Here is a 10927-nt window from a genome sequence, read left to right as displayed (position 1 = left end):
CGGGCGCTCTGGCGACCCCGGGCGGACTGCTTCTCGTGCGCGCGCTCGGCCATCTCGACGAGCGCGGTGTCACGCCGGTCGATGAAGTCGGCGAGCTTGCCCGCGGTCGTGTGGAGCTCTGGCTTGGCTTCGATCTCGTGTTCACTCACGGAGGTCAGAGTAACGACCGGAGGCCGGATCCGATATGTGAGGCTGTTCTCATGTCCTATCGCGACCTCGACCGCCCGCCCCTCGATGCCACGGCACTCCGAGCGGCGCTGACCGGCCCGGGTCGCTTCTGGACCGACCTCGTGGTGACCGCCGAGACCGGCAGCACCAACGCCGACGTCGCCGCGGTGGCGCGCGCCGGTGCTCCCGAGGGCACGGTCCACACGACCGACCGGCAGACCGCGGGCCGGGGCCGGCTCGACCGGGTGTGGGAGGCGCCGGCCGGGTCCGGTGCGATCGTGTCGGTGCTGCTGCGACCTGCGGTGCCGGCGGCCCGCTGGGTGTGGCTGCCGCTGTTGGTCGGGCTGGCGGTCGACGCGACGGTGCAGGAGTGCGGGGTCGCCTCGGGCCTCAAGTGGCCCAACGACGTGCTGGTCCAGGGCCGCAAGCTCGCCGGGATCCTGCTCGAGCGGGTCGAGACCCCGGAGGGCGCCGCCGCCGTGATCGGCGTGGGCCTCAACGTCTCGATGCGCCGCGACGAGCTGCCGGTCGAGACCGCCACCTCCTTGGCGCTGGAGGGCGCGACCGAGACCGACCGGACCATCGTGATCCGGGCGCTGCTGCGCAACCTCGAGGCGCTCTACCGGGCCTGGTCGGCGTCGGGCGGCGACCCCGCCGGCGGGATCCGCGAGTCGTACGTCCGACGGTGCGTCACGATCGGCTCGGAGGTCACCGTGTCGCTGCCCGACGCCGAGCCGCTGCGCGGTCTCGCGACCGGGATCGACGACCTGGGCCGGCTCCTGGTCGGGGGTCGGGCGATCAGCGCGGGCGATGTCACCCACGTGCGTCCCTCGGAGTGAGAGAATCAGGGCCATGAGCCTTTCCCGCAAGCTGATGGTCGACGGCGAGCAGACCGTCGCGACGACGCGCACGCACGTCAAGGTGCTGTTGATCCCGTTCCTGATCCTGCTCGTGGTGTGCGTGGCCGCCGGCTACCTGATCGCGAAGATCGGCGACCAGGGCGACAACGTCGTCGGCTGGGTCATCGTGGGACTCGCGCTGATCCTGATCCTGTGGGGCTCGCTCCTGCCGTTCCTCAAGTGGCTGACCTGGACCTACACGCTGACCAACAAGCGGCTCGTCGAGCAGAAGGGCCTGCTGACCCGCACGGGCCGGGTCATCCCGCTCAGCCGGATCAACGACGTGGCCTTCGAGAAGAACCTCAACGACCGCATCCTCGGCTGCGGCACGCTGATCATCCACGACGCCAGCGAGCAGGCCGGGCTCGAGCTCAACGACATCCCGCACATCGAGGCGTTCCACCGCACCGTGACGAACCTGGTCTTCGAGAAGCACGACACGACGAAGAACGATGAAGCGATCTGAGCTGCGGGACAGTCTCGCCGCGCTGATCCTGGAGGGCTCGCTGACCCTGACCGGCGCGGAGGTCACCGACCAGGGCGGGCTGAGCCTCGAGGACGGCCAACGGCTCTGGCGGGCCCTGGGCTTCCCCGACACGGGGGACGCCGTGGCCTACGGCGAGGGTGACGTCGTCGCGGTGGCGGCCGTCGCGACGGCGCTCGAGGCGGGGCTGCTGGACGAGGAGACGGTCTTCCGGATGACCCGGGCGCTGGGGTCCACGATGGCCCGGCTCGCGGACTGGCAGGTGTCGACCCTGGTCGAGCAGGTCGAGCGGGACGTCGAGAGCGGCAAGGCCTCCAGCCGGCTGGAGGCCGCCGTCGAGCTGGCCGAGGCCGCGGCCCCGGGCTGGGAACAGCTCATGAAGTACGCCTGGCGGCGCCACCTCGCCGCCGCGGCCGCGCGCATGGAGGCGCTCGGTGCCGCCGACGCGGAGCTCCTGTCGACGACCATGACGGTGGGCTTCGCGGACCTGTCCCGCTTCACGTCGCTGTCCAACGGGCTCGACGACAACAGCCTCGGCGCCCTGGTCGAGAACTTCGAGACCCGCTGTGCCGACATCGTCACGGCCCACGGCGGCCGGGTCATCAAGACGCTGGGCGACGCCGTCCTGTTCGTCACGGCCAACCCCCGTGAGGGCACGCGCACCGCGCTGGACATGGTCACGCAGATCGCGTCGCGTCCCGAGCTGCCCAACATCTGTGTCGGCCTGGCCACGGGATCGGTCATCAGCCGTCTCGGTGACGTGTTCGGCCCCCCGGTCAACCTCGCGGCCCGGCTGTCGCACGTCGCCCGCAGCAACCGCGTCCTGGTCGACGACAAGACCGCCGCGGGGCTCGACGGCGAGTTCGACACCCGGACCCTGCCGCCGCGACCCCTGCGGGGCTTCGGCAACGTCTCGCCGATCACGGTGAGCGAACGCCGCGGGTTCCGGTCCCGATAGGCTGGGCTCCGTGCCCACACCTGAGCTCGCGGTCATCGGCGGAGGCCAGCTGGCCCGCATGATGCAGCAGTCCGCCATCGGCCTCGGGATTCGGGTCCGGCTCCTCGCGGAGGGTCCCGACGTCTCGGCGGCCCAGGTCGTCCCCGACCACGTCGTCGGTGACTACACGGACCTCGACACGCTGCGCTCCGTCGTGGCCGACGCACCGGTCGTGACGTTCGACCACGAGCACGTCCCGCCGGAGCACCTGCGCGCCCTGGAGGCCGAGGGCCACGCCTGCCGGCCCGGTCCGCACGCCCTGCTGTTCGCGCAGGACAAGGGCGCCATGCGGGAGCGGCTCACCGCGATGGGCGTGCCGTGCCCCCGCCACCGCATGATCGAGACCTCGGCGGACCTCGAGGAGTTCGGCTACCCGGCCGTCGTCAAGACGACCCGCGGCGGCTACGACGGCAAGGGTGTCTGGGTCGCACGCTCCGCGGCCGAGGCCGACGAGGCATTCGCCTCGGGCCGCGCGCTGCTCGCCGAGGAGCTCGTCGACTTCCGTCGGGAGCTCTCGGCGCTGGTGGCTCGGTCGCCGTCAGGCGAGGTCCGCTCCTATCCCGTCGTGGAGTCCCGGCAGGCCGACGGCGTCTGCGCCGAGGTGGTCGCCCCGGCCCCCGACCTGGACCCGGCGCTGGCCGACCGGGCGCGCGAGCTCGGGGAGCGCATCGCGACCGAGCTCGACGTCACCGGCATCCTCGCCGTCGAGCTGTTCGAGACGACCGACGGCCGCCTGCTGGTCAACGAGCTCGCGATGCGCCCGCACAACACCGGCCACTGGTCGATCGACGGCGCCGTGACGAGCCAGTTCGAGAACCACCTGCGCGGTGTCCTCGACCTGCCGCTCGGCAGCACGGATGCCCGCGCGCCGTGGACCGTCATGGTCAACGTCCTGGGCGGTGCGGTCGAGGACCTCGAGGCGCAGCGTGCCGTCGTGCTCGCCGCCGAGCCGGACGTCAAGGTCCACCTCTACGGCAAGCCCGTCAAGGCCGGTCGCAAGGTCGGCCACGTGACGGCGTACGGCCCCGATCTCGACGACGTGCTCGCCCGGGCGCGTCGTGCCGCAGCACTGTTCACGGTAGGAGCACCCCATGACTGACACCCCTCGCGTCGGGATCGTGATGGGCTCGGACTCCGACTGGCCCACGATGGAGGCCGCGGCGACCGCACTCGGCGAGTTCGACCTCGCCTACGAGGCCGATGTCGTCTCGGCTCACCGGATGCCCGACGAGATGCTGGCCTACGGGCGCGAGGCGCACGGCCGCGGGATCGAGGTCATCATCGCGGGGGCCGGCGGCGCCGCCCACCTGCCCGGCATGTTGGCCGCCGTCACGCCGCTGCCCGTCATCGGGGTGCCGGTCGCGCTCAAGCACCTCGACGGGATGGACTCGTTGCTGTCGATCGTCCAGATGCCGGCCGGCGTGCCGGTCGCGACGGTCTCGATCGGCAACGCCCGCAACGCCGGGCTGCTCGCGGTCCGCATCCTCGCCGCCGGCGACGCAGCCCTGACCGAGCGGATGATCGCGTTCCAGGGCGAGCTGGCCGATGCCGCCCGGGCCAAGGGCGAGAAGGTCCGCAACCCGTCCGGCCACGGAGCCGGCTTCCGCTAGCGACTACGCCTCGGAGACGTACGACGTCAGGGCCGTCAGCGTCGGCTGCGCCGGGGCGGATGCGAACCCGAACCGCACGGGCGGGGTGACCGGGGCCAGCGCACCCAGCTCCTCGCCGAGCCACGTCGCGCGTCCGCCGACGAGCTTGCGGACGCCCGTCGCGGCGTACCACTCGGACCGACCGCCGCCGGCCGTCCCATGGGTCTGGACGCCCGGCATCAGGCGGGACGCGACGGGATTGCAGAACCGGGCCCACCACGCGGAGCGCCGCAGGGGAGCCGGCACGAGCCGCAGGAGCGGCGAGACCCAGTGGCGCCGGCCCGGGGTGAACCTGACCTGCAACGAACGGGTGTGCACCGACCACTCGGCCCCGCACTCGACCGAGACGGGCTCGACCCGGACCTCGTCGAACGCGTACGTCGACGCGACGAAGTCGGCGATCTCCTGACGCGGCGCGATGAGGGTGCGGTGCCCCGACGGGTCCTCGAGCATCACGTCGGCGAAGGCGCCGTAGGGGCTCTCGGCCCACATGCCGATGACGATCCGGGTGCCGGACGCGGTGCCCAGCCCGGCGATGTGACCCTCGAAGGAGCTCGTCATGGCGCAAGTCTGTCCCACGGATCCACATTGCGCTCCCTGTCGGGTGACAGGCTGCAGGGATGAGCCCGCAGCCGCCCGACCTCGCCCGGCTGGTGCGTGCCCTGCTCGACGAGTGGGACCTCGTGGTCGACGGGGCGTCGCCGGCCGGCCCCTCCGCGATCGTGCCGGTGCTGACCGCGGACGGGCCGGCGGCACTCAAGGTCGGGCCGCCGGACGAGGCGCGCCACGAGGCCCTGGCGCTGCAGCACTGGCACGGCCGGGGCGCCGCGCGGCTCCTGCGCGCCGATCCGCGCCGCGGAGCCCTGCTGCTGGAACGTCTCTCGACACGTGACCTGACCGGCGAGTGGGACGTCGAGGCGTGCGAGCTCGTCGCGGGGCTGTACGGACGGCTGCACGTCCCCGCGCCGCCGCAGCTGGCGCGCCTCAGCACGTACGCCGCGGGGTGGGCGGCCGATCTGGCCGGCAGTCGCTCCGGGGCGCTGCCCCGACGCATCGTCGAGCAGGCGGCGCACCTCGCTCGGGCGTTCGCGGCGGACCCGGCGACCGACGGGGTCATGATGCACGGCGACCTGCACTATGGCAACGTCCTGGCCGGCGACCGGCAGCCGTGGTCGGTCATCTCGCCCCGGCCGATCTCCGGCGACCCGCACGCCGAGGTCACACCCCTGCTGTCCCACCGGTGGGACGAGGTCGCGGCGTCCGGGGACGTCCGCGGCACGCTGCGGCGGCGGTTCCACGCCGTGATCGACACGGCCGGGCTGGACGAGGAGCGCGCCCGCGACTGGGTCATCGTCCGGGAGACCGCCGCGACCCTGACGGCGGGGGGCCGCGGGACCGAGCGGGCGTCGATCGCCGTCGCGGTCATCAAGGCCGTCCAGGAGTGAGTCGCCGCTGTCCGTGGGCGGTACTACCGTGAGCGCATGGCTCTCGTGACCTTCAAGGACCTGTGCATCGATGCCAACGACGTCGCGGCGATCGAGGGATTCTGGTCCCGCGCGCTGCACCTGACCGGTGAGGTCTTCGCGGACGACGGCGACGCCGTGCTCCGCGGCGACGACCCCGGTCAGACGACCTGGATCAACCTCGTCCCCGAGGCCAGGACGGTCAAGAACCGGGTGCACCTCGACCTGGTCGCGGCCTCGCTCGAGCCGTTCGCGGGGCTCGAGCAGCGGTCGGCCGACGGCGAGCTCCCGTGGACCGTGTTCGCCGACCCGGAGGGCAACGCGTTCTGCGTCTTCGTCCACGACGACCGTCCACCGGGGCTCAAGGACGTCGTGGTCGACGCCGTCGACCACGAGGCCGTCTCGCGGTGGTGGGCCGACGTCTGGGGCGGCACCCTGACGCACGAGGACGGCTACTCCCACCTCGACGACATCCCCGGCGCCCCGGTCGAGTCGTTCGACTTCGTGCCGGTGCCGGAGCCCAAGACGGTCAAGAACCGGCTCCACTGGGACGTGACCCTGCACGAGGGCGTCACGGTCGACGACCTCTTCGCCACGGGAGCGACCGTGCTCGCGACCCCGACCGACGAGACCCGGTGGACCGTCATGGCCGATCCCGAGGGCAACGAGTTCTGCGTGTTCGACGCCCGCTGACCGCGGCGTCGGCTGGCGTCGTGGCACAGTGGTGCCCGTGGCCATCCTCGACCTGTCCTCCGACGTCGTCAGCCTCACGGCGGCCCTCGTCGACATCGCGTCCGAGAGCCTCGCCGAGGCCGAGATCGCCGACGCGGTCGACGCCGCGCTGCGGACGTACCCCCATCTGGAGGTGGTCCGCGACGGCCACACGATCGTCGCGCGCACGCGCCTGGGACGAGCGGAGCGGGTCGTCATCGCGGGCCATCTCGACACCGTCCCGGCCAACAACAACTGGCCGTCCCGGCTGGAGGGCGGGAACCTCCACGGGCTCGGCTCCTGCGACATGAAGGGCGGCGTCGCCGTCGCGCTGCTGCTCGCCGCCTCGGTGCCCGATCCCGTCCGGGACGTCACCTACGTGTTCTACGACGGCGAGGAGATCGCCGCCGAGTTCAACGGGCTCGGTCGGCTCGCCCGCGAGCGGCCCGAGCTGCTCGCCGGCGACTTCGCGATCCTGATGGAGCCGTCCGACGCCGGGGTCGAGGCCGGGTGCCAGGGCACGATGCGGATCGAGATCCGTACGGCGGGGGAGCGGGCGCACTCGGCGCGGTCGTGGATGGGCAGCAACGCGATCCACGCCCTCGCGCCGGTCCTCGACGGCCTCAACGCGTACGTCCCGCGGGAGGTCGAGATCGACGGGCTCGTCTATCGCGAGGGCCTCAACGCGGTGGGCATCCGCGGCGGCGTCGCGGGCAACGTCATCCCGGACGAGGCCGTCGTGACGGTCAACTTCCGGTTCGCGCCGGACCGCACCGAGGAGCAGGCGCACCAGCACCTGCAGGAGGTGTTCGAGGGCTTCGGGCTCACGATCACCGACTCGGCGCCCGGCGCGATGCCCGGGCTGACCCAGCCGGCCGCCGCCGCGTTCGTACGCGCCGTCGGCGCCGAGCCGCGGCCGAAGTTCGGCTGGACCGACGTCGCCCAGTTCACCCTGCTCGGCATCCCCGCGGTCAATTACGGTCCCGGTGACCCGATCTACGCCCACAAGGCCGACGAGCGGGTCCCCGTCGAGCACCTGCACCGGGTGCTCGAGACCCTGACGAGATGGTTGACCACATGAGCGAGGCAGCATGACCGACCGGACGCCTCACCGGCAGGGGCCGGTCCAGATGCGACGCAACCAGATCCCCGAGAGCACGACCGACCAGCGGCTCCTCGACTCGCGCGGACCGACCGACTGGGTGCACACCGACCCGTGGCGGGTGCTGCGCATCCAGGCCGAGTTCATCGAGGGCTTCGGCGCGCTCGCCGAGCTCGGGCCCGCCGTCAGCGTCTTCGGCTCGGCACGGACCAAGCCCGACGACCCGATGTACGACAACGCGCACCAGATCGCGGCGAAGCTCTGTGCCGCCGGCTACGCCGTCATCACCGGGGGAGGCCCCGGCGCGATGGAGGCCGCCAACCGGGGCGCGAGCGAGTGCGGGGGCGTGTCGGTCGGCCTCGGCATCGAGCTGCCGCACGAGCAGGGCATGAACGAGTGGGTCGACCTCGGGGTCAACTTCCGCTACTTCTTCGTCCGCAAGACGATGTTCGTCAAGTATGCCCAGGGGTTCATCGTCCTGCCGGGTGGTTTCGGCACGATGGACGAGCTGTTCGAGGCGTTGACGCTCACGCAGACCGGAAAGGTCACGTCGTTCCCGATCGTGCTGTTCGGCACCGAGTACTGGGGCGGACTGGTCGACTGGCTCCGCGGCAGCATGCTGGCCGACGGCAAGGTCGGCGAGCATGACATCGACATGCTGCACCTGACGGACGACGTCGACGAGGCGGTGTCCTGGTTCATCGCCCAGGACAGCTGACGTCTGCCTGCCCGTCCCGGCGGTCTGTCGGCGCCGGCTGCCAGACTGCGGCCATGACGCTGACCAGCTCGCCCGACGGTGTGACCCGGTGCCCCTGGGGCGACGACCCGGCGATGATCGCCTATCACGACACCGAGTGGGGGCGGGTGCTCCGCGGCGACCGTGAGCTGTTCGAGCGGATGTCGTTGGAGGCGTTCCAGTCGGGCCTCTCGTGGGCCATCGTCCTGCGCAAGCGCGAGCGCTTCCGGGAGGTGTTTGCGGGCTTCGACCCCGAGGTCGTGGCCGGGTTCGGCGAGGCCGATGTCTCCCGCCTGCTCGACGACGCGGGCATCATCCGCAACCGCATGAAGATCGAGGCCACGATCAGCAACGCCCGCACCCTGCTGGCGCTGGAGGAGTCGTTCAGCGACCTGCTCTGGTCCTTCGCGCCGCCGCCGAGGCCGGCACCCAGGTCGTACGCCGAGGTGCCGGCCACGACGCCGGAGTCCGTCGCGATGGCCAAGACCCTCAAGAAGCGGGGCTTTCGCTTCTTCGGACCGACCACGGCCTACGCCCTCATGCAGGCCACCGGGATGGTCAACGACCACATCGCGGGCTGTGTCGCCCGCGTGGACTAGGTCACACCCGGCACATCCGTCCCACGCCGTCAGGGCGTGCCTCCCCGAATCGGGCACCGGTTCGTCCTACGATCCGGACATGTCCAACCGGAGAATTCCCCGCTCCCGCAGAGCCCTCGGCGCGATCCTGCTCCTCGCCGCCGCTGTGCTCGTCGCCGTCGTCGGCATCGTCATCGCGACGGTGCCCGTCCTGATCGGCGCGACCGCGTTCGCCGTCGTGACGGGTGTCGTCGCCGGACGCCTGCTGACCGACGAGATCGCCCAGATGCGCCGCGACTGGGCCCACGACCGGGCCAAGATCGCCGACGACAACCGCATCGTCGCCGTCGCCCGCTCCCGCGAGCACATCGCATTCGCCGAGCAGATGGGGCAGCGCGTGAGCCTGCGCGACGCCCAGATCGCCGCCCTGCGCGACGCCCTCGTGACCGCCGAGATCGAGCTCGCCCAGGCGCGTGAGCGCGTGTCGGCCGAGCGCGCCCGCAACGCCGCCCTGCAGGAAGAGGTCGGCTCCGCGCGCTCCGACCTGGAGTCGGCCCGGGTCGACCTGATGACCGCCCAGGACGCCCTCGCCGTGAGCGAGAGCGCCGAGCTGCAGGTCCGCGCCGAGCTGCTGGCGTGGGAGCAGGCCGCGGCCGAGGAGCTCCGCCGCCAGCAGGAGCGTAGGCTCGCCTGAGCGTCTACCGCCCCTGGTAGACCGGCTTCTCCTTCGCGAGGAACGCCTCGACGGCCGTCACGTGGTCGGCCGAGGCGCCCGTCAGCGCCATCTTCTGGCCCTCGTGCTCGAGGGATGCCGGCAGGTCGTGCGTCGCGGAGAAGGCCAGCGCCCGCTTGATCGCCCCGTACGCCAGCGTCGGCCCCTGGGCCAGCTCGGCGGCCAGCGCGGCCACCGCGTCGACGAGCTCGTCGTCGTCGACGACCGACGTCGCGAGGCCCAGCGTGAGTGACTCGTCGGCCGAGATCGTCCGGGGCCGCATCAGCAGGTCCGTGGCCCGGGCGTGCCCCACGAGGCGGGGCAGGGTCCACGACGCCCCGGTGTCGCACGAGAACGCGATCGCGGCGAACGCGGTGTTGAAGCCGGCCGACCGGGCCAGGACGCGGAAGTCGCACGCGAAGGCGATCGACGAGCCCGCGCCGGCCGCGATCCCGTTGACCGCCGCGATGACGGGCTTGGGCATCGTCGCGATCGCGGTCGCGATGGGGTTGTAGTGCTCGGCGACCGTGTCGTGCGTCCCGAGGGAGTCGTCCCCGGACATCCCGGCGACGTGCTCCTTGAGGTCCTGGCCGACACAGAAGGACCGTCCCGAGCCCGTGACGACCACGCAGCGGACGGCGCTGTCGGCCGCGGCGGCGTGCAGCGCGTCGCGCAGTGCGACCTTCGTGGCGAGGGTCAGCGAGTTCATCGCGTCGGGCCTGGCGAGGGTCACCGTGGCGACCCCGGCGGTCACCTCGTACGTGATCGGCGGGGCGGTGGGAGTGCTCATGGGTGGCTCCTGAGGGACTGCGGTCGAATGAGGACCGGGCATAGGCGATAATGGTAGGCACGCTCCCTGCCGGTTCGGCGGGAGCACCAGGACGGAAGGGGAACTGATGGCCGCCATGAAGCCACGGACCGGAGACGGCCCGATGGAGGTCACCAAGGAGGGACGCTGCATCGTCATGCGCGTTCCGCTCGAGGGCGGCGGCCGTCTGGTCGTCGAGCTCAACAACGAGGAAGCTGCCACACTCGGCGACGCACTCAAAGCGGTCTGATGTACGGACTGACGGTGCGTTGGTCCCTGACCGACGCACGGAAGGGCACTCTCAAGGCTCTCCGGGCCTATGTCGAGGACGAGTCCTACGCCCGGTTCGCCGGTCTGGAGGGACTGCGTTTCAAGACGTGGCGCGCCCACAAGGGCCAGTGGTTCGAGGGCAGCTATGTCTTCGTGTCCGACGAGGCCCGGTCCGCGTTCCAGGCGTCGTTCGAGCAGGACGCTGCCGAGTCCGCGGGGTCGAGGATCATCGGCTCCGCGCCGATCCTCATCGAGCCCTGCGAGATCATCGGCGTCGTGCGTGGCCCGGCCGGCTTCCGGTCGTCGAGCCACTTCGAGCACGGCAACACCGACGACTGACACCGGCGGGT

General features: G+C 71.9%; 15 protein-coding genes. 13 read left to right on the top strand and 2 right to left on the bottom strand.

Annotated elements, in window-relative coordinates; genetic code table 11:
- The first annotated feature begins 200 nt into the window (after nucleotides 1-200).
- Genes JWQ91_RS07335 through purE form a run of 5 tightly spaced genes read left to right on the top strand, consistent with a single transcriptional unit; the run spans nucleotide 201 to nucleotide 4158 of the window.
- The gene (locus tag JWQ91_RS07335; protein ID WP_297782208.1) at nucleotides 201-1007 is read left to right on the top strand and encodes a biotin--[acetyl-CoA-carboxylase] ligase; all 807 of its coding nucleotides are present in this window, start codon (nucleotides 201-203) and stop codon (nucleotides 1005-1007) included.
- A 13-nt stretch (nucleotides 1008-1020) separates the two neighbouring features.
- Nucleotides 1021-1533: a PH domain-containing protein gene (locus JWQ91_RS07330; RefSeq protein WP_297782207.1), complete on the top strand. Its 513-nt coding sequence runs from the start codon at nucleotides 1021-1023 to the stop codon at nucleotides 1531-1533.
- Nucleotides 1520-2509, top strand: coding sequence for an adenylate/guanylate cyclase domain-containing protein (locus JWQ91_RS07325; RefSeq protein ID WP_297782206.1), 990 nt, complete (start codon nucleotides 1520-1522; stop codon nucleotides 2507-2509). The genes JWQ91_RS07330 and JWQ91_RS07325 overlap by 14 nt, the downstream gene beginning before the upstream one ends.
- A 10-nt stretch (nucleotides 2510-2519) precedes the next feature.
- Nucleotides 2520-3647 carry a 5-(carboxyamino)imidazole ribonucleotide synthase gene (locus tag JWQ91_RS07320; protein WP_297782205.1) on the top strand — a complete coding sequence of 376 codons (1128 nt, stop codon included), beginning with the start codon at nucleotides 2520-2522 and terminating at the stop codon, nucleotides 3645-3647.
- Nucleotides 3640-4158, top strand: coding sequence for a 5-(carboxyamino)imidazole ribonucleotide mutase (gene purE, locus JWQ91_RS07315; RefSeq protein ID WP_297782204.1), 519 nt, complete (start codon nucleotides 3640-3642; stop codon nucleotides 4156-4158). The genes JWQ91_RS07320 and purE overlap by 8 nt, the downstream gene beginning before the upstream one ends.
- A gap of 3 nt (nucleotides 4159-4161) precedes the next feature.
- Here purE and JWQ91_RS07310 read toward each other — a convergent pair whose 3' ends face one another.
- Nucleotides 4162-4758 carry a hypothetical protein gene (locus JWQ91_RS07310; RefSeq protein ID WP_297782203.1) on the bottom strand — a complete coding sequence of 199 codons (597 nt, stop codon included), beginning with the start codon at nucleotides 4756-4758 and terminating at the stop codon, nucleotides 4162-4164.
- A gap of 59 nt (nucleotides 4759-4817) precedes the next feature.
- Here JWQ91_RS07310 and JWQ91_RS07305 point away from each other — a divergent pair, with 59 nt between their 5' ends.
- From JWQ91_RS07305 to JWQ91_RS07280, 6 genes are all read left to right on the top strand, one after another.
- Nucleotides 4818-5642: an aminoglycoside phosphotransferase family protein gene (locus JWQ91_RS07305; protein WP_297782202.1), complete on the top strand. Its 825-nt coding sequence runs from the start codon at nucleotides 4818-4820 to the stop codon at nucleotides 5640-5642.
- Between the two features lie 36 nt (nucleotides 5643-5678).
- Nucleotides 5679-6353 (top strand): VOC family protein, encoded by a 675-nt coding sequence (locus tag JWQ91_RS07300; RefSeq protein WP_297782201.1) that lies wholly within the window; start codon nucleotides 5679-5681, stop codon nucleotides 6351-6353.
- Between the two features lie 37 nt (nucleotides 6354-6390).
- Nucleotides 6391-7452, top strand: a complete 1062-nt coding sequence (dapE, locus tag JWQ91_RS07295; protein ID WP_297782200.1) for a succinyl-diaminopimelate desuccinylase — start codon at nucleotides 6391-6393, stop codon at nucleotides 7450-7452.
- Between the two features lie 10 nt (nucleotides 7453-7462).
- Complete coding sequence (locus JWQ91_RS07290; protein WP_297782199.1) at nucleotides 7463-8191, top strand: TIGR00730 family Rossman fold protein; 729 nt, start codon at nucleotides 7463-7465, stop codon at nucleotides 8189-8191.
- A gap of 53 nt (nucleotides 8192-8244) precedes the next feature.
- On the top strand, nucleotides 8245-8808 hold the full coding sequence (locus JWQ91_RS07285) for a DNA-3-methyladenine glycosylase I (protein WP_297782198.1): 564 nt from the start codon (nucleotides 8245-8247) through the stop codon (nucleotides 8806-8808).
- A 79-nt stretch (nucleotides 8809-8887) separates the two neighbouring features.
- Nucleotides 8888-9481, top strand: coding sequence for a hypothetical protein (locus JWQ91_RS07280; protein ID WP_297782197.1), 594 nt, complete (start codon nucleotides 8888-8890; stop codon nucleotides 9479-9481).
- Between the two features lie 4 nt (nucleotides 9482-9485).
- On the opposite strand, the gene JWQ91_RS07275 is transcribed toward JWQ91_RS07280, so the two are convergent.
- Complete coding sequence (locus JWQ91_RS07275) at nucleotides 9486-10289, bottom strand: enoyl-CoA hydratase-related protein (protein ID WP_297782196.1); 804 nt, start codon at nucleotides 10287-10289, stop codon at nucleotides 9486-9488.
- A gap of 106 nt (nucleotides 10290-10395) precedes the next feature.
- On the opposite strand from JWQ91_RS07275, the gene JWQ91_RS07270 reads away from it, so the two are divergent.
- Nucleotides 10396-10557, top strand: a complete 162-nt coding sequence (locus tag JWQ91_RS07270; protein WP_019145023.1) for a DUF3117 domain-containing protein — start codon at nucleotides 10396-10398, stop codon at nucleotides 10555-10557.
- A 14-nt stretch (nucleotides 10558-10571) separates the two neighbouring features.
- Nucleotides 10572-10916: a hypothetical protein gene (locus JWQ91_RS07265; RefSeq protein WP_297782195.1), complete on the top strand. Its 345-nt coding sequence runs from the start codon at nucleotides 10572-10574 to the stop codon at nucleotides 10914-10916.
- Nucleotides 10917-10927: the final 11 nt, after the last annotated feature.

It is taken from the genome of Aeromicrobium sp., from assembly GCF_025965075.1.
GTDB lineage: Bacteria > Actinomycetota > Actinomycetes > Propionibacteriales > Nocardioidaceae > Aeromicrobium.
The sequence above is the reverse complement of the archived record's forward strand: the minus strand, read 5'-3'. Positions and strand labels throughout refer to the sequence as shown.

What these genes read in the sequence shown, in the direction of transcription:
- JWQ91_RS07335 (WP_297782208.1), top strand. Translation starts at nt 201, where the DNA reads ATGTCCTATCGCGACCTCGACCGCCCGCCCCTCGATGCCACGGCACTC.
- JWQ91_RS07330 (WP_297782207.1), top strand. Translation starts at nt 1,021, where the DNA reads ATGAGCCTTTCCCGCAAGCTGATGGTCGACGGCGAGCAGACCGTCGCG.
- JWQ91_RS07325 (WP_297782206.1), top strand. Translation starts at nt 1,520, where the DNA reads ATGAAGCGATCTGAGCTGCGGGACAGTCTCGCCGCGCTGATCCTGGAG.
- purE (WP_297782204.1), top strand. Translation starts at nt 3,640, where the DNA reads ATGACTGACACCCCTCGCGTCGGGATCGTGATGGGCTCGGACTCCGAC.
- JWQ91_RS07310 (WP_297782203.1), bottom strand. Translation starts at nt 4,758, where the DNA reads ATGACGAGCTCCTTCGAGGGTCACATCGCCGGGCTGGGCACCGCGTCC.
- JWQ91_RS07305 (WP_297782202.1), top strand. Translation starts at nt 4,818, where the DNA reads ATGAGCCCGCAGCCGCCCGACCTCGCCCGGCTGGTGCGTGCCCTGCTC.
- JWQ91_RS07300 (WP_297782201.1), top strand. Translation starts at nt 5,679, where the DNA reads ATGGCTCTCGTGACCTTCAAGGACCTGTGCATCGATGCCAACGACGTC.
- JWQ91_RS07290 (WP_297782199.1), top strand. Translation starts at nt 7,463, where the DNA reads ATGACCGACCGGACGCCTCACCGGCAGGGGCCGGTCCAGATGCGACGC.
- JWQ91_RS07285 (WP_297782198.1), top strand. Translation starts at nt 8,245, where the DNA reads ATGACGCTGACCAGCTCGCCCGACGGTGTGACCCGGTGCCCCTGGGGC.
- JWQ91_RS07280 (WP_297782197.1), top strand. Translation starts at nt 8,888, where the DNA reads ATGTCCAACCGGAGAATTCCCCGCTCCCGCAGAGCCCTCGGCGCGATC.
- JWQ91_RS07275 (WP_297782196.1), bottom strand. Translation starts at nt 10,289, where the DNA reads ATGAGCACTCCCACCGCCCCGCCGATCACGTACGAGGTGACCGCCGGG.
- JWQ91_RS07270 (WP_019145023.1), top strand. Translation starts at nt 10,396, where the DNA reads ATGGCCGCCATGAAGCCACGGACCGGAGACGGCCCGATGGAGGTCACC.